The organism is Arthrobacter sp. SPG23, from assembly GCF_000876655.1.
Lineage (GTDB): Bacteria > Actinomycetota > Actinomycetes > Actinomycetales > Micrococcaceae > Arthrobacter.
Genome location: NZ_JYCN01000002.1, coordinates 54,874 through 77,854, shown reverse-complemented (window position 1 = coordinate 77,854; position 22,981 = coordinate 54,874). Strand labels below are relative to the sequence as shown.

22 protein-coding genes are annotated in these 22,981 nt (G+C 66.3%); 11 read left to right on the top strand and 11 right to left on the bottom strand.

Annotation, left to right across the window (positions count from 1 at the left end; all coding sequences use genetic code 11):
• Positions 1–43: 43 nt before the first annotated feature.
• The 7 genes from TV39_RS01215 to TV39_RS01185 form a co-directional block, all read right to left on the bottom strand.
• Positions 44–400, bottom strand: coding sequence for a GNAT family N-acetyltransferase (locus tag TV39_RS01215; RefSeq protein ID WP_043477193.1), 357 nt, complete (start codon positions 398–400; stop codon positions 44–46).
• A complete protein-coding gene (locus TV39_RS01210; protein ID WP_052500450.1) occupies positions 397–1,743 on the bottom strand; it encodes an acyltransferase family protein in 1,347 nt (448 codons plus the stop codon). Before TV39_RS01210 ends, TV39_RS01215 begins: the two co-directional genes overlap by 4 nt.
• A gap of 84 nt (positions 1,744–1,827) precedes the next feature.
• Complete coding sequence (locus TV39_RS01205) at positions 1,828–2,220, bottom strand: DUF1304 domain-containing protein (RefSeq protein WP_043477190.1); 393 nt, start codon at positions 2,218–2,220, stop codon at positions 1,828–1,830.
• A gap of 42 nt (positions 2,221–2,262) precedes the next feature.
• Positions 2,263–3,135: a class II fructose-bisphosphate aldolase gene (locus tag TV39_RS01200; RefSeq protein WP_043477187.1), complete on the bottom strand. Its 873-nt coding sequence runs from the start codon at positions 3,133–3,135 to the stop codon at positions 2,263–2,265.
• A complete protein-coding gene (locus tag TV39_RS01195; protein ID WP_043477184.1) occupies positions 3,135–4,553 on the bottom strand; it encodes a GntP family transporter in 1,419 nt (472 codons plus the stop codon). Before TV39_RS01195 ends, TV39_RS01200 begins: the two co-directional genes overlap by 1 nt.
• A gap of 94 nt (positions 4,554–4,647) precedes the next feature.
• Positions 4,648–5,547, bottom strand: coding sequence for an NAD(P)-dependent oxidoreductase (locus tag TV39_RS01190; protein ID WP_043477181.1), 900 nt, complete (start codon positions 5,545–5,547; stop codon positions 4,648–4,650).
• 58 nt (positions 5,548–5,605) lie between these two features.
• A complete protein-coding gene (locus tag TV39_RS01185) occupies positions 5,606–7,114 on the bottom strand; it encodes a four-carbon acid sugar kinase family protein (protein WP_043477178.1) in 1,509 nt (502 codons plus the stop codon).
• A gap of 152 nt (positions 7,115–7,266) precedes the next feature.
• Between TV39_RS01185 and TV39_RS01180 the strand changes: the two genes are divergently transcribed.
• Complete coding sequence (locus TV39_RS01180) at positions 7,267–7,977, top strand: FadR/GntR family transcriptional regulator (RefSeq protein WP_043477175.1); 711 nt, start codon at positions 7,267–7,269, stop codon at positions 7,975–7,977.
• Between the two features lie 11 nt (positions 7,978–7,988).
• Here TV39_RS01180 and TV39_RS01175 read toward each other — a convergent pair whose 3' ends face one another.
• The gene (locus TV39_RS01175; protein ID WP_043477171.1) at positions 7,989–8,246 is read right to left on the bottom strand and encodes a metal-sensitive transcriptional regulator; all 258 of its coding nucleotides are present in this window, start codon (positions 8,244–8,246) and stop codon (positions 7,989–7,991) included.
• Positions 8,247–8,407: 161 nt separating this feature from the next.
• On the opposite strand from TV39_RS01175, the gene TV39_RS01170 reads away from it, so the two are divergent.
• Both TV39_RS01170 and TV39_RS01165 read left to right on the top strand, forming a co-directional pair.
• Positions 8,408–9,307 carry an SGNH/GDSL hydrolase family protein gene (locus TV39_RS01170; RefSeq protein ID WP_442853476.1) on the top strand — a complete coding sequence of 300 codons (900 nt, stop codon included), beginning with the start codon at positions 8,408–8,410 and terminating at the stop codon, positions 9,305–9,307.
• Positions 9,308–9,469: 162 nt separating this feature from the next.
• The gene (locus TV39_RS01165; protein ID WP_011690139.1) at positions 9,470–9,679 is read left to right on the top strand and encodes a dodecin; all 210 of its coding nucleotides are present in this window, start codon (positions 9,470–9,472) and stop codon (positions 9,677–9,679) included.
• 11 nt (positions 9,680–9,690) lie between these two features.
• Here the strand turns inward: TV39_RS01165 and TV39_RS01160 are convergent, their stop codons facing one another.
• Together TV39_RS01160 and TV39_RS01155 are read right to left on the bottom strand one after the other, a co-directional pair.
• Entirely contained in the window at positions 9,691–9,888 is a 198-nt protein-coding gene (locus TV39_RS01160) for a hypothetical protein (protein WP_043477168.1), read from the bottom strand.
• An 86-nt stretch (positions 9,889–9,974) separates the two neighbouring features.
• On the bottom strand, positions 9,975–10,871 hold the full coding sequence (locus TV39_RS01155; protein ID WP_235347234.1) for a helix-turn-helix transcriptional regulator: 897 nt from the start codon (positions 10,869–10,871) through the stop codon (positions 9,975–9,977).
• A gap of 188 nt (positions 10,872–11,059) precedes the next feature.
• On the opposite strand from TV39_RS01155, the gene TV39_RS01150 reads away from it, so the two are divergent.
• The 7 genes from TV39_RS01150 to TV39_RS01120 all read left to right on the top strand — a co-directional run bounded on the left by TV39_RS01150 (position 11,060) and on the right by TV39_RS01120 (position 18,730).
• Entirely contained in the window at positions 11,060–11,905 is an 846-nt protein-coding gene (locus TV39_RS01150) for an aldo/keto reductase (protein WP_200890922.1), read from the top strand.
• A gap of 90 nt (positions 11,906–11,995) precedes the next feature.
• A complete protein-coding gene (locus tag TV39_RS01145) occupies positions 11,996–12,967 on the top strand; it encodes an aldo/keto reductase (protein WP_043477164.1) in 972 nt (323 codons plus the stop codon).
• Positions 12,968–13,294: 327 nt separating this feature from the next.
• Complete coding sequence (locus TV39_RS01140; protein WP_043477161.1) at positions 13,295–14,125, top strand: aldo/keto reductase; 831 nt, start codon at positions 13,295–13,297, stop codon at positions 14,123–14,125.
• Positions 14,126–14,258: 133 nt separating this feature from the next.
• Positions 14,259–14,522, top strand: coding sequence for a GlsB/YeaQ/YmgE family stress response membrane protein (locus TV39_RS01135; RefSeq protein ID WP_011690132.1), 264 nt, complete (start codon positions 14,259–14,261; stop codon positions 14,520–14,522).
• 154 nt (positions 14,523–14,676) lie between these two features.
• Positions 14,677–15,219, top strand: coding sequence for a hypothetical protein (locus TV39_RS01130; protein ID WP_043477158.1), 543 nt, complete (start codon positions 14,677–14,679; stop codon positions 15,217–15,219).
• 282 nt (positions 15,220–15,501) lie between these two features.
• Complete coding sequence (locus TV39_RS01125) at positions 15,502–17,661, top strand: amylo-alpha-1,6-glucosidase (protein WP_043477155.1); 2,160 nt, start codon at positions 15,502–15,504, stop codon at positions 17,659–17,661.
• 13 nt (positions 17,662–17,674) lie between these two features.
• The gene (locus TV39_RS01120) at positions 17,675–18,730 is read left to right on the top strand and encodes a glycosyltransferase family 4 protein (RefSeq protein WP_043477152.1); all 1,056 of its coding nucleotides are present in this window, start codon (positions 17,675–17,677) and stop codon (positions 18,728–18,730) included.
• Between the two features lie 26 nt (positions 18,731–18,756).
• Here TV39_RS01120 and TV39_RS01115 read toward each other — a convergent pair whose 3' ends face one another.
• Positions 18,757–19,560, bottom strand: a complete 804-nt coding sequence (locus tag TV39_RS01115) for a putative protein N(5)-glutamine methyltransferase (protein WP_043477149.1) — start codon at positions 19,558–19,560, stop codon at positions 18,757–18,759.
• A gap of 373 nt (positions 19,561–19,933) precedes the next feature.
• Here TV39_RS01115 and TV39_RS01110 point away from each other — a divergent pair, with 373 nt between their 5' ends.
• The gene (locus tag TV39_RS01110) at positions 19,934–22,951 is read left to right on the top strand and encodes an alpha-amylase family glycosyl hydrolase (RefSeq protein WP_043477147.1); all 3,018 of its coding nucleotides are present in this window, start codon (positions 19,934–19,936) and stop codon (positions 22,949–22,951) included.
• The last annotated feature ends 30 nt before the right edge of the window (positions 22,952–22,981 follow it).

The following is a 22,981-nucleotide window of genomic DNA, read 5'->3' as shown; positions in this document are numbered from 1 at the left end:
CATGGCTATCCTCACCAAGGCCTCCAGCGGCCGGAACGCAATCCTAGGAAGCGGTCACCTCGTCCGTGGGCGGCTGCTCAGGCCAGTCGATGAACTGGCCGTAGGCGTCGTGCTTCTTCAGGTAGCCGTAGATGAAGGGGCAATGCGGGATGATCCGCTTGCCTGCGGACACCACGTCATCGAGGGCGAAATGCACCAGCACCTTTGCCAGCCCCTGCCCTTTGAATTCCTCCGCCGTGTCGGTGTGGATGAAGTCCACGTGCCCGGGCCTGTCCACGAAGCGCGACTGCACCGCCAGTTTCCCGCCGACAAGCAATTCGTAGCGGTGGAGGTCATCATTCCGGATGGTGGTGACGTCCGGGCTGAACGTGTCTTCAGTGGATACCGTGTTCTCCGTCATGGTTCGACATTGGCACTAAAAGGCGCCTGTGGCAATGGTCCGCGGGCGGCGCCCGGCGCGCCGCCGGGCGCCGCCGGAATCCGGCCAAGCAGGAGCACGGCCAGGGCAAAGCACGCCGCGCCCCCGCCCAGGAGGGCGAGCGTCAGCCCGTTGACCGCCGCGTCAACCACCGGGATGAAGACGACGACGACGGCGGTGACCACCGCGGCCGCCGGCCGGCGGCGGGAGCGGGCAGACGCCGTCGGCCGCTCTTCCAGCCGCCCGAACACGGCAAGGACCGGCAGCAGGAGCGCGATGACGCCGAGCAGGACCACCGGCCGCGACCACCACCAGGAAGCGGTCCCGGCCGCCGGCTTGGGGAAATCGGTGAGCAGGAGCAGCCCGGACATGGCAGCCAGCAGCGGCAGGTGCCACAAGTAGACCGTCATGGCGCGCCGCCCGGCCAGTCCCACCACGGCCCGGACCCAACGCGCCGAGGCGGCGCCGGTGAGTACCGGGCGGGAGAGCTGGAGCGCCGCCGCCTGCGCCGCGCCAAGAAGCAGCAGGCAAAAGTTGGGCGGGTTCAGGTTAACCAGCATGTTGCCGCGGTACAGCCCCAGGCCAGTCACCAGGCCCAGGAGCAGGTTGCTCCCCACGATGACCCCCGCCAGGGTGGAGGCGCCGGGCTTTCCCGCCGGGACATCCGCGAGGAAGAACCCGAGCTGCTGGACGGCGCACCACAGGAACAGGATGTTGGCATAGGCCAGCAGCGGCAGGGTCCCGCGGAAGCAGTCGACAGCGATCACGAGCGCAGTGAGGCCGGCCAGGGTCAGCCAAGGCGCACGGTCATGGAGCGCCGCCAGCAAAGGAATGTTCAGCTGGGCCGCCAGGTAGGCGGCGAGGAACCAGAGCGGCATGCCGGCACCGGTGACGATCAGCTCCACCACTTGCGGTTCAACGCCGAAGAGCCGCGCCGCCCATAGTCCGGCAAACATGACGGCCAGCAGCGCGGCGGCGGGCCGGACAAGCCGCAGCAACCGGGCCTGCGCGAATTCGAAGCCGTTGCCGCCGCGGGCCCTGAGCCGCCGCCAGGACTGCAGCCCCGTGATACCGCCGGCCACGAAAAAGAGCGGCATCACCATAAAGATCCAGATGACCGGCTCGAACCAGTCCTGCAGGGCGAGGGTGTTTTCGGTGGTGACGGTCCCGTCAGGGTTGAGCACGGGGCTGACCATCATGGTGTGGCCCACCACCACCAGAGCCAGGCAAAAGAAACGGGCAAGGTCGATCACGGCGTCGCGGTCCGGCGCGGGCAGGTCCTGCCCTCCGCTGGCCTGCGGCTTCTGCTGCTGCGGAACACCCATGGGGCTCCCTATGGACGCGGAACGATTCTCTGCGTACTGTCCATTGTCCGCCGGGCCTCCGTCAAGGGCCAGAAGCCTTGCCCGTCAGGCGGTGAGCAGCCCCAGGACGCCGAGCACGACGGCGAGCAACGGCGCCGTTCCCTGGGTGGCGGCCGCGCGGAGGTACTTCCGTCCGCTCAGCCCCAGGACGGCGGCCGCGAGCAGCATGGAACCGCAGGAGGCAAAGATGAGGGTCCAGCCCACCTGTGGCTGGCCCCACAGGACCGCGCCCATCCCGATCAGCGCGCCCACGGCCAGGAACAGGTTATAAAAACCCTGGTTGTAGGCCAGCGAACGGGTGGTCTCGGCGTCGGCCTGCGAGGCGACCCCGAAGCGCTTCCATGTGGCCGGCCGGGTCCAGGTCACCGACTCCATGGTGAAGATGTAGACGTGCAGCAGGGCAGCGAGGAACGCAAAAACGAGGGAGGCCGGGATCATGGCTCGATCCTAGCCTCCCCCGCTGGGAGTGTTGCGGTTCCGCTACTTCGTGAGGGTGGAGAGGGCGCCGGCGGCGAAGTCCCTGGCCGAGGCGTTCCACTTCCCGAGCAGACCCTGGAGGTTCTCGCCGTCGGCACGGTGCGGACCCGTTTCGGCTTCCAGCGTGATCAGCACTCCGGTGCGGAGTTCGGTGTTGAAGTTCACCTTGCCCACGTTCATGGCGGCGGCCTTGACCAGCTCCTCCGCCGGGATGCCGGAGGCGCCGTGCAGCACCAGCGGGATGTGGGTGCGTACTGCGATGTCCTGCAGCACGTCCCACCGCAGCTGCGGCTCCCCCTTGTACTTGCCATGCACGTTGCCCACGGCCACGGCCAGCAGCTGGGCGCCGGTGCGGGCAACGAAGTCCTCCACCTGCGCGGAGTCGGTCAGCCCGGCGGCGCCCTGCGCGGAAGACCCTGCGACGTCCGCCCCGAAGGCGCGGTCCTCGTCACCGGCCAGTCCGCCCAGTTCCGCTTCAATCACGACGTCGGCATGGCCTTGTGCTTCCAGCACGGCGCGCGCTTCGCGGACCAGGGCGATGTTTTCCTCGTAGGGCAGCGACGAACCGTCCGCGAGGACCGAATCCGCCCCCGCCGCGACGGCGTCGGCGATCACGCGGAGGTCGGAGGCGTGGTCTAGCTGCACGGCAATCGGGACACCGGCGGAGTCGGCCAGTCCGCGCAGCGCCGTGATGAGCCGCAGCCCGTTGGCTGTGCCGGCGGTCTTCGGAGCCACCAGCAGGATGGCCCCGCGGCCGGCTTCTTCCGCCGCCTCCACCACGGCCAGGGCTGTGGTGAAGTCGTAGCAGGTGAAGGCCGGGACGGCTGCGCCCTGCTGGAGGGCGGAAACAACCAGGTGGTCCAGTCGGGCACGCATCAGACGCTCAGGCCTCCCACCAGGGTCCAGATCAGGAAGGTCAGGGCGAAGCCTGCCACGCCCAGGATGGTGGTGAGCACGGTCCAGGTCCGGAGGCCGTCGGCCACGGACAGGCCCAGGTAGCGGGTCACGATCCAGAAGCCTGAGTCGTTGACGTGGCTGAGGCCGAAGGCGCCGAAGCCGATGGCGACCAGGATGAGTGCTGTCTGCACCGGCGAGTAGCCGCCGTCAGCCACTGAGGCGGCAAGCAGACCCGCCGTGGTGATGATGGCTACGGTGGCGGAGCCCTGCGAGGCACGGAGGATGGCGGCGAGGATGAAGGCCATCAGGATGACCGGGAGGCCGGCAGACTGCAGTCCTTCGGCCAGCGCCTTACCGATGCCGGAAACTGTCAGGACCTTGCCGAATACGCCGCCGGCGCCGGTCACGAGGATCACGATAGCGGTGGGAGCGAGCGCTGAGTCCATGACTTCACCGGTGTGCTGCGAGGACCAGCCGCGGCGGATGCCAAGGAAGTAGTAGGCCAGTCCCAACGCCGTGAGCAGCGCGATCAGGGGTGCGCCGATGAACGCGGCGAGCTGGGATGCGAAGGAATCCTTGGGCAGCATGACCGCGCCCACCGTGCCCACCATGATCATGAGGATGGGCAGGACAATCAGGGTAATGATCATGGCCGGGCTGGGCGCCGTTTTGACGGCGGTGAGCACGGACGACGTCGACGTGCCCTGGGGCGCATCCTGTTCAACTTCCGACTTGCCGCTGCCGAAGAGGCGGAACTGCTCGGCCGTGGTGGACAGCATGCTGTATTCGCGGCGGTTCAGCTTCTTGGCCACAAAATAGCCGAGGAAACCCACGGGGATGCAGATGAGCAGGCCGAAAATCGTGGCCCAGCCAATGTCTGCCTTGAGGATGCCGGCACCGCCGACGACTCCGGGATGGGGCGGAACAACCACATGGATGGCCAGCATGATGGCGCCGACGGGCAGTCCGATCTTGACCGGGTTCACGCCCGCAGCTTTGGAGAAGCCGTAGATGATGGGAATCAGAATGATGAATCCGACATCGAAGAACACCGGTATGGCGAGCAGGAATGCTGCTGCCGTGAGGGCTGCAATAACCCGGCGCGGGCCCAGCAGCTGGGTGAACTTTCCGGCAAGCGACTGCGCCCCGCCGGAGATTTCGATCATCTTTCCGAGCATGGCGCCGAGGCCTACCAGGATGGCCACGGAACCGAGCGTTCCGCCCATGCCTTCCGTGACTGTTTTGATGATGTCCGGAAGGGGGATCCCGGCGACGAGGGCTACGCCGACGCTGACCACAAGCAGTGCCAGGAAAGCGGGAATCTTGAACTTGATCACTGCCACGAGCAGCAGGGCCACGCCTGCTACTGCTATGGCCAGAAGAGCTAGAGCGCTCATTGGGTGTCTCCTTTGACAGGCCAGGGCGGCTGGCCGGACGGGGTGGTTCGACGACGGCGGAGGGGGGACCGCCGTCGTCGGGCTTTAGTTGGTGTTAAGCGGTGCGCTTGGTGGGGGCGACGACCTTGATGACGGCGGAGTCGTCGGCAGCGGCGAGGCCCTGGGCCTGGCCCAGGAGGTAGAGCTGCTCGGCCGCGGCGGCAACGGGAGCGGCCAGGCCGGCGGCGCGGGTGGCCTTGCCCACGATGCCCATGTCCTTGACGAAGATGTCCAGGCGGCTCAGCACCTCGGCACCTTCCTCGGTGTAGGCCTCCAGGATGCGGGGACCGCGATTGGACAGCATGAACGAACCCGCTGCGCCCGCTTCGAGCGCCTTGAGGGTCTTCTCCTGGTCCAGGCCGAGGGCGTCTGCCAGGGCCAGGGCCTCCGCGGCGGCGGCGATGTGGACACCGCAGAGGAGCTGGTTGACGGTCTTGAGGGCCTGGCCGTCGCCGGGCTTGTCGCCCACAACGGTGAGGGTGGAGGCCAGCAACTCCAGGGCCGGGCGGGCCTTTTCCTGTGCCTCGGGCGATGCGCCCACCACGATCAGCAGGTCGCCTTCGCCGGCGCGCTTGGGGCCGCCGGACAGGGGCGCATCCACCAGTTCGACGCCGTATTCGGCCAGGCGGTCCACCGTGGCCGGGATGGCGTCGGTGCCCACGGTACTGCCGAGGATCACCACTGCGCCCGGCTTCAGCACGGAGGCCACGCCGTTCTCACCGAAGAGGACGTCGTTGAGCTGCTCGCCGTTGCGAACTGCAAGGAGCAGTGCGTCGGCGCCTTCGGAGGCTTCGCGGGCGGAGTCGAAGGTGCGGATGCCGGCTTCCTGGGCGAGCTTCAGCCGCGGCTCGGCAATGTCGAAGCCGTGGACGGTGAGCTGGCTGGCGAGGCGGGTGGCCATGGGCAGGCCCATGGCGCCGAGGCCCAGGACGGTGATGGTGTAGTTGCTGGTCATGGTGTTCTCCATTGAATGAGTAATGAGATCGGTGATTGAGCCCGTCGAAATCCGGGTTTCAGAAGGTGTTGCTGAGCTTGCGGGTGACGTCGGCGAGGGACTGGTCGTCCCCCACGTTGCCGGCGAAGACGATGTAGGGGATGCCCTTCGCGGGGCCGTCCACCGGTTCCCAGAGGCTGACGATGCCCGGAAGCATGGGGCCGCGGACGATCGCGTGGCGGATTTCCAGGCCGTGCGCAGCGACGTCCGAGGACGTGATGCCGCCCTTGGCGATCACAAAGCGCGGCGGGAAGGTCTTGAGCGTGCGGTTCACGACCGCGACGACGGCCGCGGACACCGTGCGTGCGATCCGCAGGCTTTCGGCGGCGTCATCGGTCTTGATGAGCAGGCGGCTGGTGTGGACGATGACGTCGCCTCCGCGCAGCGCCTCCACCACCTTGTCCACAGTCTCGTCAAGGTAGCCGGCCGCGCTATCGCCAAGCAGCTTCTCGACGTCGATCTCCACGATTCGTGCCGCGCGGTGCTGTTCAGTGAGTGCCTTGAGCTGGCGGGTGGTGACGCCCACGTGGGAGCCCACCACGATGAGTCCACCGGCTTCCGAGGGGGTATTGCCGGCGTAGGCCTCTTCGCCGCTGAGCTGGGCGCGGATTTCCTGGCCGATCCGGGCCCGGACAAAGGGCGGGCCCACGCGGTAGAGGAGTTTCTTCCCGCGGCGTTCGGCTTCCTCGAGGCCCAGCGAGAGGGCGCGGAGGTCGTTTTCGGAGACGATGTCGGCCACGATCGGGGTGGAGTCCGTCGCGGATTCGATCGCGTCGGCGATGGCCTTGGCGGAAATGTGCGGATCGGTGGAGGCCCGGATGACGTTCAGGTCCAGGACGATCACCGAGTCCGCGGCAAAGCGGCCCTGTGACTTCTCCTCCACGTACTTGGCCATTTCTGAGTTGGCGAAGCCGAAAGAGGCGTCCTTCGCGAATTCGGTCTCCGCAACGGGTGTCAGGGTCCCGGCTTCCTCCCCGGTGCCGCGCATGTAATGCACGCCGCCGATGGTGACGCGGCCGGCGTCGGGAAAGGCAGGAATGATGACGACGCCGTCAGTCGCCTCGCCGCTGACGGCGGCGACGGTGGCGGCGATGACATCCGGCTCGAGCGGGTAGTGGCCGCGGAGGGTGGAGTCGCTGCGGCTGACGAAACCCAGCCGGAGACTGGAACCGGCACTGCCGGATTCGGTCTCGGACGAGCCTGCTGCCGCCAGCGCGTTGCGGACGATTTCCTCGTTCCGGGCCGCAGCCTCGGCAGCATCCAGGCTGCGGGTGTTGGTGAGCACGTAGACGGCGGGCTTCGTCTGGTTCTCCCGGATATGGGCGAACGCCCAGGTGAAATCGGCCACGTCCCAGCGGGTGAGGACCGGCAGGTCCGCGACGGACTGGGTGCCGGTGGGGTCGTCGTCGAGCACTACGAGCACTCGGGGGGAGGCTGCCGAGGACGCCGCTACAGCGTCGGCAACCAGCTCAGCGGGAATCTGGACCTCTGCCGGGAAGGCTGCCAGCACATCTGCTTCAAGGGGCACTTTGCACTCCGTTGTGTATGAAATCTCTGCTGCGGGTAGGTATTTGTAAGATGTCAGACATCTAACATTTGAATGCTAGTGTGGCACAAGGCACAGGGACGCGCAAGTAGACTTGTCGGACAAATCGTCGCTCACCGCTGAACGGGGGAAAATTGGCACGTAAATCACTGGTCGGCGTGGTGGCCGATGAGCTCCTGGACCGGATCATTGCCGGCGAGTTTCCTCCCGGGTCCAGTGTCCCCGGCGAGCTGGAACTGAGCGCGAAACACGAAGTCAGCCGCATGACAGTGCGCGAAGCCATGAAGACGCTTGAAGCGCAGCGCATCCTGAGCGTGGAGCGGGGGCGGGGCACGTTCGTCAACCCGCTCAACCGCTGGGCATCACTGGAAGCAGTTCTCCGCGCCGCGTCAGAGGGCGTGAATGACGCCTCCGCCGCCATCCAGCTGATCGAACTCCGCCGGATGCTGGAAACGGGGGCATGCGAACTGGCGGCGGGCCGCATCAGCGACGCTGAAATCGGGACACTGCACGGCTACGTGGCAGCCATGCGCAAGGCCCATGACTCCGACGATCTGGCCGCCTTCGTTGAGGCCGACCTCGCGTTCCACGACGTCATCCTCCGCGCCTCGGAGAACGTTTTTGTGGCCGTCCTGTTCGAGCCCCTGCACCGCGTGCTGGAGAAGCGCCGGACGCAGACGTCCAAGTTCCGCGACATCCAGGAGCATGCGATCGGGCACCACCAGGCCATTGCCGAGGCGCTGGAATCGCGGGACGCCGGACGCTCGCGCAGCGCCATGGACGCCCACATGCAGCAGACGCTGGACGACCTGAAGACGTACGTGCTTGAGGCGAAGACCGCCTGACGGCTTAGCCCTCAGGCGAGGGAGAGGAAGAGCTTCTCCAGTTCAGCCTTGTCCAGGCTGGGGTCCTCCTGCTGGAGGCACTGCTGCAGGCCGGTGGCGATGATGGAGAACCCGGCCCTGTCCAGGGCACTGGAAACAGCGGCAAGCTGTGTGACCACGCTCTTGCAGTCGCGGCCCTCTTCAATCATTCGGGTTACAGCCGCGAGCTGCCCCTGGGCGCGGCGCAGGCGGTTGATGACCGGCTTCATGTCGGTGGGATCGAGTTCCATTGCTTCCTCCGTGATTCTAGGACTTCTACTATCATATACCCCCCTTGGTATCGATTCCGGCTGATGTCACTGGAATCACACCGCCCGACGGCCCTGCGGTTCGCAGGGAATTGCGCCCTTCGACCCTGTTCTTGGGCCCCCGATGGGGTCACCATGGGAACGTGAGTACGTTCAGCATTCCTGGACCGGCGCGAACACCCTCCGCGTCGAGCACTCCGGCTCCGCACCCCTGGAACCGATACGTGGCACTAGGTGATTCATTTACGGAGGGTTACGGCGATCCGGAGCCGCGAAGCCCCGGCGGTGTCCGGGGCTGGGCAGACCGGGTTGCGGAAGAGCTGAGCCTGGGCCACCAGGACTTCGCCTACGCAAACCTGGCGGTCAGGGGCCGCCTGTTGCAGCAGATCGTGGATGACCAGTTAGGGCCGGCCCTGGAACTTAAACCGGACCTGGTCACGCTCTCAGCCGGAGGCAACGACATCGTCTTCCGCGGCAGCGATCCGGACAAGCTGGCGGAAAAGCTGGAGCCGGCCATAGGACTCCTCAGTGCCACCGGGGCAACAGTGGTGCTGTTCACCGGCCCGGACTGGGGAGGCACCCCCGTGTTCGGCCGGATCCGCGGCAAGGTGGCCATCTTCAACGAAAACCTTCGCACCATAGCGGCCCGCCACGACGGCGTGGTGGCCGACCTGTGGACGCTGCGACAGTTGGCGGCTCCGCACATGTGGGATCCCGACCGCCTCCATTTTTCCCCGCTGGGCCACCACACCATCGCGGCCATGGTGCTGGAAACACTGAACGTGCCCCACACCCTCAAGCCGCTGGAGCCCAAGGTGCTGCCCGCCAGCAGCTGGCGGCAGGCCAGGAGCAGCGACCTGGTCTGGGCCAAGGACTACCTCTTCCCGTGGGTGGTGCGCCGGGTCCGGCAACGGCCCGCGAACCTGGGCCTTAAAGCCAAACGACCCGAACCCGGGCCCATATTCGGTCCAGGCGTCGCGCACGGCCCCTTCCCCGCCGGCCCGTTCTCCGGCGGCCCGCTCCCCACCGGGCCCGACCGTTGAGTCTCGGCCGCCGGGCCTCAGGGCTGCGGCCACCAGGCCGTGGCGGCGGAAACCTCCGGCTCCGATAGCCGCCGCAAAGCCCTAGTCGCGCCGCCCTGCGTCCGCTAATCTGCAGGGACGCCCCGCAGTTCCGGGTGTCAATGGAGATTATGAGGAGCGAAGTTGTCGAATCACACCTACAGCATTTCTGAAATTGTCGGGACTTCAAACGAAGGCGTGGACGCTGCCGTCCGCAACGGGATCGCCGAGGCCGCCAAGACCCTCCGCAACCTGGACTGGTTCGAGGTCAAGGAAATCCGCGGTCATCTTGAAAACGGACAGGTGGCCGACTGGCAGGTGACCATCAAACTGGGATTCCGCCTGGAGCGCTGAAACCGCGGAGTTCAGCGGGACGTATCCCGTGACGTCAGGCGGCGCCACACGGTAGGCGAACCGTTGTAGGACGGGAAGATGTGTCCTTCAAAAAAGGTGTGGCCGTCATGCGGTGCGTCCACGGGGGCCCACAGTCCGGAGGCCGGGCAGTGGGTTCCTGTGGCGCCGGCGGTGGCCACCCGTTCGCGGAGCAGTGCGATGCGCTTCATCGTTGAATCCCATCCTTGATAGTGAAAAAGTTCCACCCCAAGGCTAGGAAACCCACCGCACTCCCCCAATGGGCGTTTGCCCAGAATCAGCCGGGTTCATGTGGCAGCTGCACAGCCGGTCGCGCCGCCGTAGACGCTACGTCCTCGATGCCGGCACCGAAGCTGCCCAGCAGCGTCAACGAATCGGCCGACGGCGAACCCGGCTTTGCGGAAAATATTCGGAGGACCTGGTCCGGGTCCTCCGGCAGCACCAGGTTTTCAAAGTCCAGCTCCAGGTCTCCCACCACCGGGTGGCGGAGCCGTATGCTTCCCGCCGACGGAGCAGCCACGCGGTGCCCGGCCCACCACTGGCGGAAGTGTTCGCTGTGCACCGCAAGTTCACCCACCAGCTGGTTTGCCTGGGCATCATTCGGGTGGCGGCCAACGTCCCCGCGCAGGGCTCCGACGGCCTCCGCTGCCACGGCCTTCCAGTCCGGGAACAGTTCACGGGCGCGCGGGTCCAGCATCAGCCAGCGCGTGAGGTTTCGCTCCCCTGCCGGCATGGACGGGAAATCCGCAAACAGCAGGAAGGCCAGCGGGTTGCCGGCCAGCACGTCGCTCCGGCGGCCCAAAACCAGCGCGGGAACGTCACCCACCGCGCCGAGGAGCTGGCGGAGGGCCGGGCGGACACCCTGGGCCGGAATCGGTGAGCGCTGCGATTCCGCACAGTTCTCCAGAAGGTCCATCATGTGCGCCTGTTCGCTGGAATCCAGGCGCAGGGCCCGCGCCACTGAATCGAGCACCGCCCTTGACGGGTGGATGTTACGGCCCTGCTCCAGGCGCGTGTAATAGTCCGTGCTCACATCCGCCAGCCGGGCTATCTCCTCGCGGCGCAGCCCCGGAACCCGTCGGGCGCCGGAGGTTCCGGGCAACCCGGCGTCCTCCGGCTTCAGCCGTGACCTCATGGCCTTCAGGAATTTTCCAAACTCGGCGCTCTGACCCATGCCTTCCATTGTGCACGGCCAGGAAGCCTGATTTATACAACGAACGTAGGACTGCCAGTCCTAGGAAAAACAGGAACAGGCACCCCTACTGACAGTGCGGTGCAAAGTGCATAGGCTCGGAACATAGCCAGCACGAAAGCGGTTTCCCGCTTGCCCTTCGACGATCCCTTCGACCGGAAGAACTGACGATGTCCCAGACGCACCAAAACACCATCCCGCAGGTGACCCTCAACAACGGGGTCCAGATCCCGCAACTCGGCTTCGGCGTGTTCCAGGTTCCGCCGGAAGAGACACAGCGCATCGTCGAAGATGCGCTCGAAGCGGGCTACCGGCACATCGATACCGCTGCCGCCTACCGGAACGAGGCCGGGGTGGGTGCTGCCATCGCAGCATCAGGTATTCCCCGCGAGGATATCTTCATCACCACCAAGCTCCGCAATGGCGAACAGGGCAACGCCCATGAGGCGTTCCAGAACAGCCGCAAGGCACTCGGCGTCGAGTTCGTGGACCTCTACCTGATCCACTGGCCGGTACCCTCCCAGGGGCTCTTCACCGAAGCCTGGAAAGCGATGGAAAAGCTCTACGCCAACAGCCAGATCCGCGCAATCGGCGTCTCCAACTTCCTCGCAGACCACCTGGACACGCTCCTCCCGGCGGCGGACGTCGTCCCGGCTGTGAACCAGTTCGAAATCCACCCCACTTTCCAGCAGCAGGAGCTGGCCGCCAAGTGCAGGGAACTCGGCATTGCCGTTGAGGCGTACAGCCCGCTCGGCCAGGGAGCCGACCTGAACGCAGCGGCGGTGAAAGACCTTGCCGGCAAATACGACGTCACCCCGGCCCAGGTGGTGCTGGCCTGGCACCTTGCCCAGGGAACCATCGTCATCCCCAAGTCAGCCGACTCGAAGCGCATGCGGGAGAACCTGGGGGCCGTCGCCGTCGAACTCTCCGCCGCCGAACTCAGCGAAATCACCGCCCTGGAGTCGGGCGCCCGTGCGGGCGCCGACCCCGCCGTTGCCGCTTTCAGCCAGATGTAGCCGACCGTCGGTGGTTGAGCCTGTCGAAACCGATCTCGACAGGCTCAACCACCGGACAAGCTCGATCACAGACAGATAGGACATCTCAGCATGCAGTACACACATCTTGGCCGCTCCGGCCTTCAGGTTTCACGCCTGTGCCTGGGCACCATGAACTTTGGGCCCCAGACCGAAGAATCGGCCGCGCACTCCATCATGGACTCCGCACTGGACTCCGGCATCAATTTCTTTGACACCGCCAACGTATACGGCGGCACCGACCGCCGCGGCTGGACCGAGGAAATCGTTGGCCGCTGGTTCGCCCAGGGCGGCGAGCGCCGGGAACGCACGGTGCTGGCCACCAAGCTCTACGGGACTATGACGGAGCGGCCCAACGAATCCAAGCTGTCCGCCCTGAACATCAGGCGGGCGCTGGACGCGAGCCTCAAGCGGCTCCAGACGGACTATATCGACATCTACCAGTTCCACCACATCGACCGGAACACTCCCTGGGATGAAATCTGGCAGGCCATGGAAGTGGCCGTGCAGCAGGGCAAGATCCTCTACGCGGGCAGCAGCAACTTTGCCGGCTGGCACATCGCCCAGGCACAGGAATCCGCTGCCCGGCGCAACTTCACCGGACTCGTCAGCGAGCAGTCCATCTACAACCTCCTGACCCGCAACCTGGAACTGGAAGTCATCCCGGCCGCGCAGCAGTACGGGCTGGGGCTGATCCCCTGGTCGCCGCTGCACGGCGGCCTGCTGGGCGGCGTGTTGAAGAAAGAGCGCGACGGCGTCCGGCGCACCGAAGGACGGGCGGCCGAAACGCTGGAGAAGCACCAGGACCAGATCCGCCGGTACGAGGACCTGGCCGACGACCTCGGCCACGAGCCCGGCGACGTTGCCCTCGCGTGGCTGCTGCACCAGCCCGCGGTCACCGCACCGATCGTCGGTCCCCGCACGCAGGAACAGCTCGACGCCGCCATCCGGGCCCTGGACGTGACGCTCGACTCCGACGCGCTCAAGCGCCTCGACGACATCTTCCCAGGGCACCGCACCGCCCCGGAGGACTACGCCTGGTGAGTTTTCCGGCAAAGGTGGCTGCGCCGACGGACATCCTGTTCATCGGCGGAACCGGCGTGATCAGCGCGGCGGCGGCAGAACACGCCGTCGCGCTGGGCCACCGGCTGACCATCCCGAACCGCGGGAAGTCGGCCGGCCGTCCGTCGCCGAAGGCGCAGAGGTGGTCACTGCGGATATCCGGGTCACCGCAGCCGTGCGCGAAGCCCTGCGGGGCCGCGACTTCGACGTGGCCGCCGTTCGAGGTCCCGTGCAAGGGCTGCGGAATCGTTGGAATACCGTGCCTTCTGACATCTGGGCAAACCGACTCCGGTAGGAAAGACTTTCCACATGGCACTCTCACCAGTGATTGAGCTCAATGACGGACACCGGATTCCGCAGATCGGACTGGGGACCTGGCCGCTGGACGATCGCCAGGTGGCTGCCGCCGTCGTGGAAGCCGTGGACGCCGGGTACCGGCACATCGACACCGCGGTGAAATACGGCAACGAAAAAGGCGTGGGAAACGGCATCCGGTCCAGCGGCCTTGACCGTTCCGAACTGTTCATCACCACCAAACTGGACGGCGAATTCCAGGGTCAGGACAGGGCCGTGGCCGGCCTGGACGGATCGCTCAAACGCCTCGGACTGGACTACGTGGACCTGCTTTTGATCCATTGGCCGCTCCCCCGGCGGGATGAATTCATCTCCACCTGGAAAACTTTTGAACGGTTGCAGGCGGACGGCAAAGTGAGGTCGATCGGCGTGTCCAACTTCAAGCCGGCGCACCTGGAGCGGCTCCTGGCCGCCTGCGACGTTGTACCGGCCGTCAACCAGATCCAGGTCAGCCCGGCCATCACCCGGATCGTGGATATCGCCTACAACAGGCGGCATGGAATCGTCACTGAGTCGTACAGCCCGCTGGGTGCGGGCAGTGACCTCCTAAACGCCCCAGTGCTGGGAAGGATCGCCCACAAGCATGGCAAAACCCCCGGCCAGATCGTGCTCCGCTGGCATGTTGAACAGGGACTCGTTGCCATCCCCAAGTCGGCCAGTCCACAACGCATCAAAGAGAACCTGGACATCTTCGGTTTTGCCCTGGACGCGGACGACACAACAGCCATTGCAACGCTGGACGGAGGTGACGGGTCCGGAGTTAATTCCGACGTCCAAGGCCACTGAAAATCGGCGTTCCACGGAAATCACAGGTCCACCGACTGGCAGATTAATACTAAGCATGATTAGTATTGGGTAGAAGGATGTAGCGTGCCCGGGATCCGGGCACCTCCTCAATGAAAGAAGAAGGAACGATAAAATGGGTTTTTTCGCATTTCTGATTCTGGGTCTTATCGCCGGAGCAATCGCTAAGGCAATCCTCCCCGGCCGTCAGGGCGGTGGCATTTTCATCACCCTGCTCCTGGGCGTCGTAGGAGCTTTCCTCGGCGGCTGGATTGGCAGCCTGCTCTTCGGTGTTGGCATCAACGAGTTCTTCTCGCTGTCCACATGGCTCCTGGCCATCGGCGGCGCGATCATCGTCCTGCTTGTTTACGGCATGATCACCAAGCGCACGGCCCGCTAAAGCGGAGTCCGGCCTGAGAAACGGCCCCGGGATTTTTTCCTGGGGCCGTTTTTTCATTCGGGCCCCATCAATTTTTCGGCCATACAGCGGCGGGCGGGTCCTTTCTTGCCAGCCCGTCCACGTACGGAACCTTCTCACGGAGCAGGAGTACATCATGAAAGCAAAACTTCTTTTCGGTACCGGAATGGCGGCTGGTTTCGTCCTGGGCTCCAGGTCCGGCCGTGCCGCCTACGAAAAAATCAAGGCAAGGGCAGCGGCGTTCTGGGACAGCAAACCCGTCCAGGACAAAGTGGCTGCGGCAACGGAGGCGGTCAAGGAAAAGGCTCCCGAAGTTTCTGACCAGCTGACGGAAGCCGCGCGCCGCGCCGGCACGGTTATCACTTCCGCTGTGCACCGGGACAAGGCAACCGACAGCACCAAAGGCAGCACGGCCGCATCCGGAGTCCCCACCGCGGAGGGCGAGCTGCCTGCCGGCGACTACGTCCCGTCCCACAGCACGCATCCGGAGACTGTCAACCTGGGGACCGCGGACAGCGGCACGGCGGGCAGCAGCACTGAAGGCAGCACCGCCGCCACCGGCATCCCGGACACCACCAGCGATCCGGCCCTGAACGACTCCACCGGCCAGGACTGGTCTGACGAGGGGGGCGCCACGCCTGCCGGCGCCGCCACCAACACGAACCCTGAGCGGACCTAAAACCCCGTCAGCAGTCGCGCCGACCCGTCCGGACCATTGGTTCCGGGCGGGTCGGCGCGTTTCTGCCCGCATTCCCCTTGGGGACGTTCTGTTCGCCAAGGTCTACAAAGGGCCTGAGCAAGGGTCCAAAGAACCTTGTGGCCGGCCCGCACGGAATCCTAGAATGTGGGTGGCTAAGCAGTCAGCCATTGAATCCCCGTTCCGGAGTGATTTCATGAGTTCTCGACGCCTGGCCCCCGTTCCCCCGGCACCTGCGGCGCGGCCCCTTGCCCGGCGGCGCCCATGAGCGGCTGGAACCTGGACACGGCCGGATCCGTCGGCCCCAATGCCGTGACCATCGTTGAGGGATCATCGTTCTTCATTTCCGCCGGCAACGGGGATCTGGACCCCGGGCTGGCCCACGGCGTCTTCTACCAGGACACCAGGATCCTGTCCCGCTGGAACCTGCTGGTGAACAACCACGTGGTGGAAGGTCTCCTGGCCGTGAACCCGGAGCCATACCGGGCCGTGTTCACCGGACGGGCGCCGCAACCGGACGGGGCGGCCGACCGGCCGATGGTGATAGAACGGGACCGCCAGGTGGGCGACGGCGTCCGCGAGACACTGACCCTGCACAACTACTCCAGCAGCCCGGCGCCCTGCACCATCAAACTGGCGGTGGAGGCGGACTTCGCGGACCTGTTCGAGGTCAAGGCGGGCCGGAAGACCCGGCAGCTCCGTCCTTCCCACCGCCCGGACGGCGACCGGCTGGTCATCAGCGGCCGCCACAACGGCAGGCTGCTCGGCGTGACCATCCGCGCCCCGGGAGCAGACGTAAACCGCCACGGGGTGATGTTCAAAGTGACCGTTCCCGCGAAGGGCTCATGGACCGCCACCATTGTGGTCACGCCCAGCTCCGACGGCAGCGAACCGGCGGGCAGGTTTTCCGCCAGCACACCACAGCACGAATCGGCTCCTGCCCTGCGCCACCGCACCTGGGGCGCCGCCGCGCCGGTCATCAGCATGGACAATCCCATGCTCGAGAAGATCCTGCGCCAGAGCCAGCGGGACCTGGGCTCGCTGCGGATCGCGGACCCCGCGCATCCGGACCGCACCGTCATTGCCGCCGGCGCCCCGTGGTTCATGGCACTGTTCGGCCGCGACGCCCTGCTGACCTCCCTGATGGCGCTTCCCGTGGATCCCGCCATCGCGCTGGGCACGTTGCAGACTCTCGCCGAACACCAGGGCCAAAAGATCAACAAGATCACGGAGGAGGAACCCGGCCGGATCCTCCACGAGGTGCGCCTCGGTTCCGGTGCCGCCTTGTCCCTGGGCGGCGAAAAGACCTACTACGGAACGGCGGATGCCACTCCGTTGTTTGTCACGCTGCTGGGTGAAGTGAGCCGCTGGGGACTGGAGCCCCGTGCCGTGCAGGAGCTCCTGCCCCATGCGGACCGCGCACTGGACTGGATCACGCACCATGGGGACCGTGACGGGGACGGCTTCGTGGAATATGAGCGCGCCACCAGGCACGGTCTCCAGAACCAGGGCTGGAAGGACTCCTACGACGGGATCAACTTCGCGGACGGCACACTCGCCGAAACGCCCATCGCCCTGTGCGAGGTGCAGGGATACACCTACAGCGCCTATGTGGCCCGGGCGCTGCTTGCCCTGGATGCCGGCGACGCCGTCCTTGCCCGCAGCTGGGGTGACCGGGCGGCCGCACTGAAGGAGGAGTTCAACCGCAGGTTCTGGCTCCCCCGGCGCGGATACTTTGCGGTGGCCCTGGACAAGGACAAACGGCCCGTGGACGCCTGCGCCTCCAACATGGGGCATTGCCTGTGGTCGGGAATCGTGGATGATGACAAGGCGCCTTCCGTGGCGCAGCGCCTGATGGAGCCGGACATGTTCTCCGGCTGGGGCGTCCGCACGCTGGCGTCGAGCATGGGCGCCTTCAACCCGGTGAGCTACCACAACGGCTCCGTGTGGCCGCATGACCACGCCCTGATTGCCGCCGGGCTGATGCGCTACGGCTTCATCGAAGAAGCCCAGCGGGTGGCCGTGGCCATCTTCGACGCCGCGGAGGCGTTCGGCGGCAGGCTCCCGGAGCTTTTCTGCGGTTTCCCGCGCGAAGCGGGCAGGCCCCCGGTGGCCTATCCGTCGTCGTGCTCTCCACAGGCCTGGGCATCGGCCACGCCCATCCACCTCATCCGTGTACTGCTGCGCCTTGATCCTTCCGCGCCCACCGGCCGGCTCTGGCTGAGCCCGGTCTTTCCGGACGGATTCGGCTACCTGAAGAAGGAACAGGTGCCGCTGGCCGGCTCCCGCCTGACCATCGAGGTTTCGGGCAACGCCGTACAGGTGACAGGGCTGCCGCCGTCCATTGAACTGCATCTGGGGACGCAGGAACCCCTGGCGGACCTCATCCGGGTCCACCACGACCCCGGCCGGAAGGCCGGCTGATGTAGGAGGCGTAATGCGTATTGGCATCCTGGCACCACCGTGGATACCCGTTCCCCCGCCAAGCTACGGCGGAACGGAATCGGTGGTCCACACCCTCGCCGTGGGACTTGAGGAAGCGGGGCACAATGTTGTGCTGGCGGCCTCGGGAGACAGCACGTGTCCCGTGCCGATGGTTCCCAGCCTGCCGGACTCGTCCGGGCTGAGCATGGATTCCGGCCGGCAGGAAATCCTCCACGTGCTCCGCGCCTATGACGCCATGGAGGACGTGGACATCATCCACGACCACACGCTGCTCGGACCGCTGTGCCAGCGGCGCATGCCCGGTGTTCCCCGCACCACCACCCTGCACGGGCCTTTCGACGACGAACTCACCCTGATCTACCGGGCCATGCAACGGGAGACAGCGCTGGTGGCCATCTCGCACCACCAGGCCTCCACCGCGCGGGGAGTGAAGATCGACGCCGTCATCCACCACGGGATCGACGTCCGGAGCGTCCGCTACAGCCCGTCGCACACGGGCGGCGCCTGCTTCCTGGGGCGGATGCACCCCAACAAGGGCCTCCTGCAGGCCATCATGGTGGCGCGCCGGGCGGGAATCCCGTTGCGGATCGGTGCCAAGATGCGCGAACCGTTCGAGCTCGATTACTTCCACGACGTGATCGAACCGCTGCTGGGCCCGGATGTTGAATACCTCGGCGAGCTGGGCACGGCGGACAAGTACCGGCTGCTGGGCGAATCCGTCGCCCTGCTGAACCCGATCCAGTGGCCGGAACCGTTCGGGATGGTGATGATCGAGGCCCTGGCCGCCGGAACCCCGGTGGTGGCCACGCCCCGGGGCTCCGCTCCGGAAATCGTCAGCGACGGCGAAACAGGGTTCCTGGCGGACAGCGTCCAAGGCCTCGCCGAAGCGCTGCAGGGCTGCAGCTGGCTGAGCCGGCGCGACTGCAGGCGGGCGGCCGAGCAGCGCTTCAGTTCCCAACGGATGGTCGGTGACTACATCCGGTTCTATACGGAGCTCCTGGCGGGATCGCCCCGGGCGGCGGAGGAGACCGCTGCAGCCGGATACTGACGCAAGCGGATCGCAGGCAGCCCGCGTCAGCCCTGCCTGCTGCCGATCGCTATTGTGGCGTCCAGCTCCGGGTCGGCGGCCAGGCGGGCGGCGAGTCCCGCGCTCCGCATGAGCCCGACGGTCCGCCGCGCCTGCCTCCGGCTTGTCTCGATCAGCACGTGCCCGCCCGGGGCAAGCCAGGCCGGTGCCCCGGCAATTACCCTCCGCTGGATGTCCAGCCCGTCCGGACCGCCGTCCAGGGACATCAGCGGCTCGTGCGTGCGTGCTTCCGGCGGCATGGTGCCGATCGCGGCGGTGGGCACATAAGGAGCGTTGGCCACCAGGACCGTGATGCGGCCGCGCAGCCGCGCCGGCAGCGGTTCGAAGAGGTCACCTTCATGGACATGCCCACCGGCCGGCCCGATATTTCCCCTGGCGCACCGCACAGCCGCCGGGTCCAGGTCGGAGGCGTGCAGTTCGATTCCGGGCACGTGCGCCGCCAGGGCCGCCCCCACGGCCCCGGAACCGCAGCACAGGTCCACGACGACGGCGCGCTGCGCGCCGTCGGACATCACGTCGTCGTGAGTCCCGCCGTCGTGAGCTGCACCGTCGGGAGCTGCGCTCCCGAAAGTTCCGCGGAGCAGCAGCTCCGCCTGGCGGACAAGGAATTCAGTGCGGCGGCGCGGCACAAACACGCCTGCCGTGACGCCGATGCGGAGCCCGCAGAATTCGGCCCAGCCGAGGATGTGCTCCAGCGGCAGGCCGTCAACGCGCCGCTCGATCATCGCTTCCAGCTCGGCAGCTGAGGCAGCCGCGCCGGTGAGCAGGCGTGCTTCCTCCTCCGCGAACACGCAGCCGGCAGCCCTGAGGCGGCGGACCGTGTTTTCTTGACTCCACTGTTCCGTGCGGCGGGCTGCCGGGCTGCGGGCAGGTCCGGGCCGGCCGGGCTGTCTTGAGCGTTCTGGCGGCAACAGCAGGCTCCCTTAGCTCCGGGTCGGTGGGTTTCATGCTATCGAATCCGGACAGATACCAAGCAACCTTGGGATTTGCTGGAAAAAGTCGGTGCAAGCGCTTACAGTTGTGAGTTGGCTCTCAGAAGCCGGTCTCCCGCGTCGTCCTTCACAGCAGCAACGTCGCTTTCCGGAAGGTTTCCTTATCGTGTTTTTCCGCAGTTCAAACCCCAAGAATCCACCCTGCAAGCAACCGGGAAGGGGCCTCGCCGCGGTGGTTGCGGCGTTGGTTGCCGGCGCCGCGCTGGCAGCCCCCGCCCACGCCGCGCCGGAGCCGAAAAACCCGGGCACGCCGTCGGCCTCGCATTCGCTCCGCGCCCCGGTGACGGACGAAAACTTCTACTTCGTGATGGCGGACCGCTTCAGCAACGGAAGCAGCGCGAACGACGACGGCGGGCTCGGTTCCGATCCGATGGTCTCCGGTTTCGACCCGACGAAGAAGGGCTTCTACAACGGCGGCGACCTTAAGGGCCTGCTGGACAAGATCGACTACATCCAGGGCCTGGGCACCACCTCCATCTGGCTGACGCCCAGCTTCAAGAACAAGGCAGTCCAGCCGGAGGACAAATCGGCCGGCTACCACGGCTACTGGGTCACCGACTTCACCCAGATCGACCCCCACCTGGGCACCAACGCCGAGCTGAAGGCGCTGATCGACGAAGCCCACTCGCGCGGGATGAAGGTCTACTTCGACATCATCACCAACCACACGGCGGACGTGATCGGCTACGAGGAAGGCGCCCGCACGGCCTACAAGTCCAAGGACGCCGAACCGTACAAGACGGCCGCCGGCGAGGTGTTCGACGACCGCGACTACGCCGGCACGGACACCTTCCCGGAACTGGATCCGGCCAAGTCCTTCCCCTACACGCCAGTCCTGGAGAAAGGCGAAGAGGACCTCAAGGTTCCGTCCTGGCTTAACGACCCCACGCTGTACCACAACCGCGGCGACACCACCTTCCAGGGCGAGGACTCCTTCTACGGCGATTTCTTCGGCCTGGACGACCTTTTCACCGAGAACCCCAAAGTGGTCGAGGGAATGACGAAGGTCTACGAAGACTGGATCAAGGATTTCGGTGTGGACGGCTTCCGGATCGACACCATGAAGCACGTCAACGACGAATTCTGGCAGGAGTTCGGGCCCAAGGTCCTGCAATACGCCAAGGAACAGGGCAAGGACGAGTTCTTTATGTTCGGCGAGGTCTTTGACACCTCCAAGAGCTTCACCTCCCAGTTCACCACCCGCAACAAGATGCAGGCCGTGCTGGACTTCCCGTTCCAGAATGCCGCCCGGAACTTTGCGTCCCGCAGCCAGCCCGCCAGCCAGCTGGAGACGTTCTTCGCCGGGGACGACTGGTACACCGATGCCGACTCCAACGTCTACGAACTCCCCACCTTCCTGGGCAACCACGACATGGGCCGGATCGGCAGCTTCATTGCCGCCGACAACCCCGGTGCGGACGACGCCGAACGCGTCGCCCGGGACCGGCTGGCCCACGAGCTGATGTACTTCTCGCGCGGCAACCCGGTGGTGTACTACGGCGACGAGCAGGGCTTCACCGGCCCGGGCGGGGACCAGGATGCACGCCAGACGCTTTTCGCCAGCCAGGTGCCGGAATACCTTGACGATGTCCTGCTGGGCACCGATGCCACCCATGCCACGGACAACTTCAACACCGGCCACCCGCTGTACAGCAAGATCAGCGAACTCGCCGCACTGACCGCCGAGCACCCGGCACTGCGCAACGGCGCCCACCAGAACCGGTACGCGGCGGAGGGCCAGGGAATCTACGCGTTCTCCCGCACCGATGCGAAGGACCAGCGCGAGTACGTCGTGGCAGTGAACAACAGCGGGACCGCACAGACGGCCGCGGTGCCCACCTATATCGCCAAGCGCAACTACAGCCGGATCTACGGCGGCTCCGGCGGTTCCGCTGCCGAGTCCAAGACTGCTGACGACGGCAAGCTCACCGTCACCGTTCCGCCGCTCTCCGCGGTGGTCTACGAATCGTCAGGGCGGATTCCGCACTCCAAGGCGGCTCCCGCCGTCGCCCTCCAGGAGCCGGCCACGGCGGAAGGTGACAACGGCAGGATCCGGGTGGCGGCCGACCTCGACGGTTCATCGTTCTACGAGGTCACCTTCCAGGCACGGACAGCGGGCGGGGAATGGGAGCCGATCGGCACGGACGACACCGCTCCGTACCAGGTGTTCCATGACGTCACGGGGCTTAAGCCCGGCACCGCCGTGGAATACCGCGCGGCGGTCCTGGACAACGGCGGACACACTTCGGTCAGCCCGGCCCGCACCGGCACGGTCCCCTCCCCTGTCCTCGCCATGCAGAAACCGGCGGAGGGCAGCAGCGTGGACGGCAAGGTGGAGGTCAGCGCCACGGCCAGCCCCGAGAAAGCTGATTACACCGTCAACTTCGAACGCAGCGTGGACGGCGGCCAGTGGGCAGCGATCGGTTCGGACAGTTCCTCGCCGGCGTACACGGTCTTCGATGACCTCGCGGCCTTGGGCCTCGCCGACGGCACCGCGGTCCGCTACCGGGCAACCATGTCCGTTCCGGGCGCCGAGAGCGTGGTCAGCGACATCCGGACCGTAGTGGCCGGTGAGATCCCGCAGCCTGACTCCGTGACGGTGGCCGGAAGCCTGGATTCTGAAATGGGTTGCCCGGACGACTGGCAGCCGGCCTGCGGAGCGGCCTTCATGACGCTGGACCCGGCGGACAAAGTCTGGCGCCTGACGGTGCCGAAGCTGCCGGCGGGCACGTATGAGTTCAAGGCCGCGCTCAACGGCAAGTGGGACGAGAACTACGGCGCAGGGGGTGCCCTGAACGGTGCGAACATTCTGCTGGAGCACCCGGGCGGAGCAGTGACGTTCCGCTACGACCACACGACCCACCTGCTCAGTCCGGTCTACGCATCACAGCAGCCCGGCGCCGTGGCTGCGGCCGGCAGCATGAACCTGGAACAGGGGTGCCCGGAGGACTGGATGCCCGCCTGCGACCAGGCGCAGTTGAAGCTGGACCCGGCCGACCTGGTGTGGAAGCTGTCCGTGACCAACCTGCCCGCCGGCAACTACGAGTTCAAAGCGGCCCTGAACCGGTCCTGGGCCGAGAGCTACGGCGCCGGCGGTTCGCCGAACGGCGCCAACATCAGCCTGGTGCACGACGGCGGCCCGCTCACCATCCGGTACGACCACTTCACCCATGTGATGACTGCCGGATAGCGGCTTTGGCCTGACCGGGCAAGCAGCCCG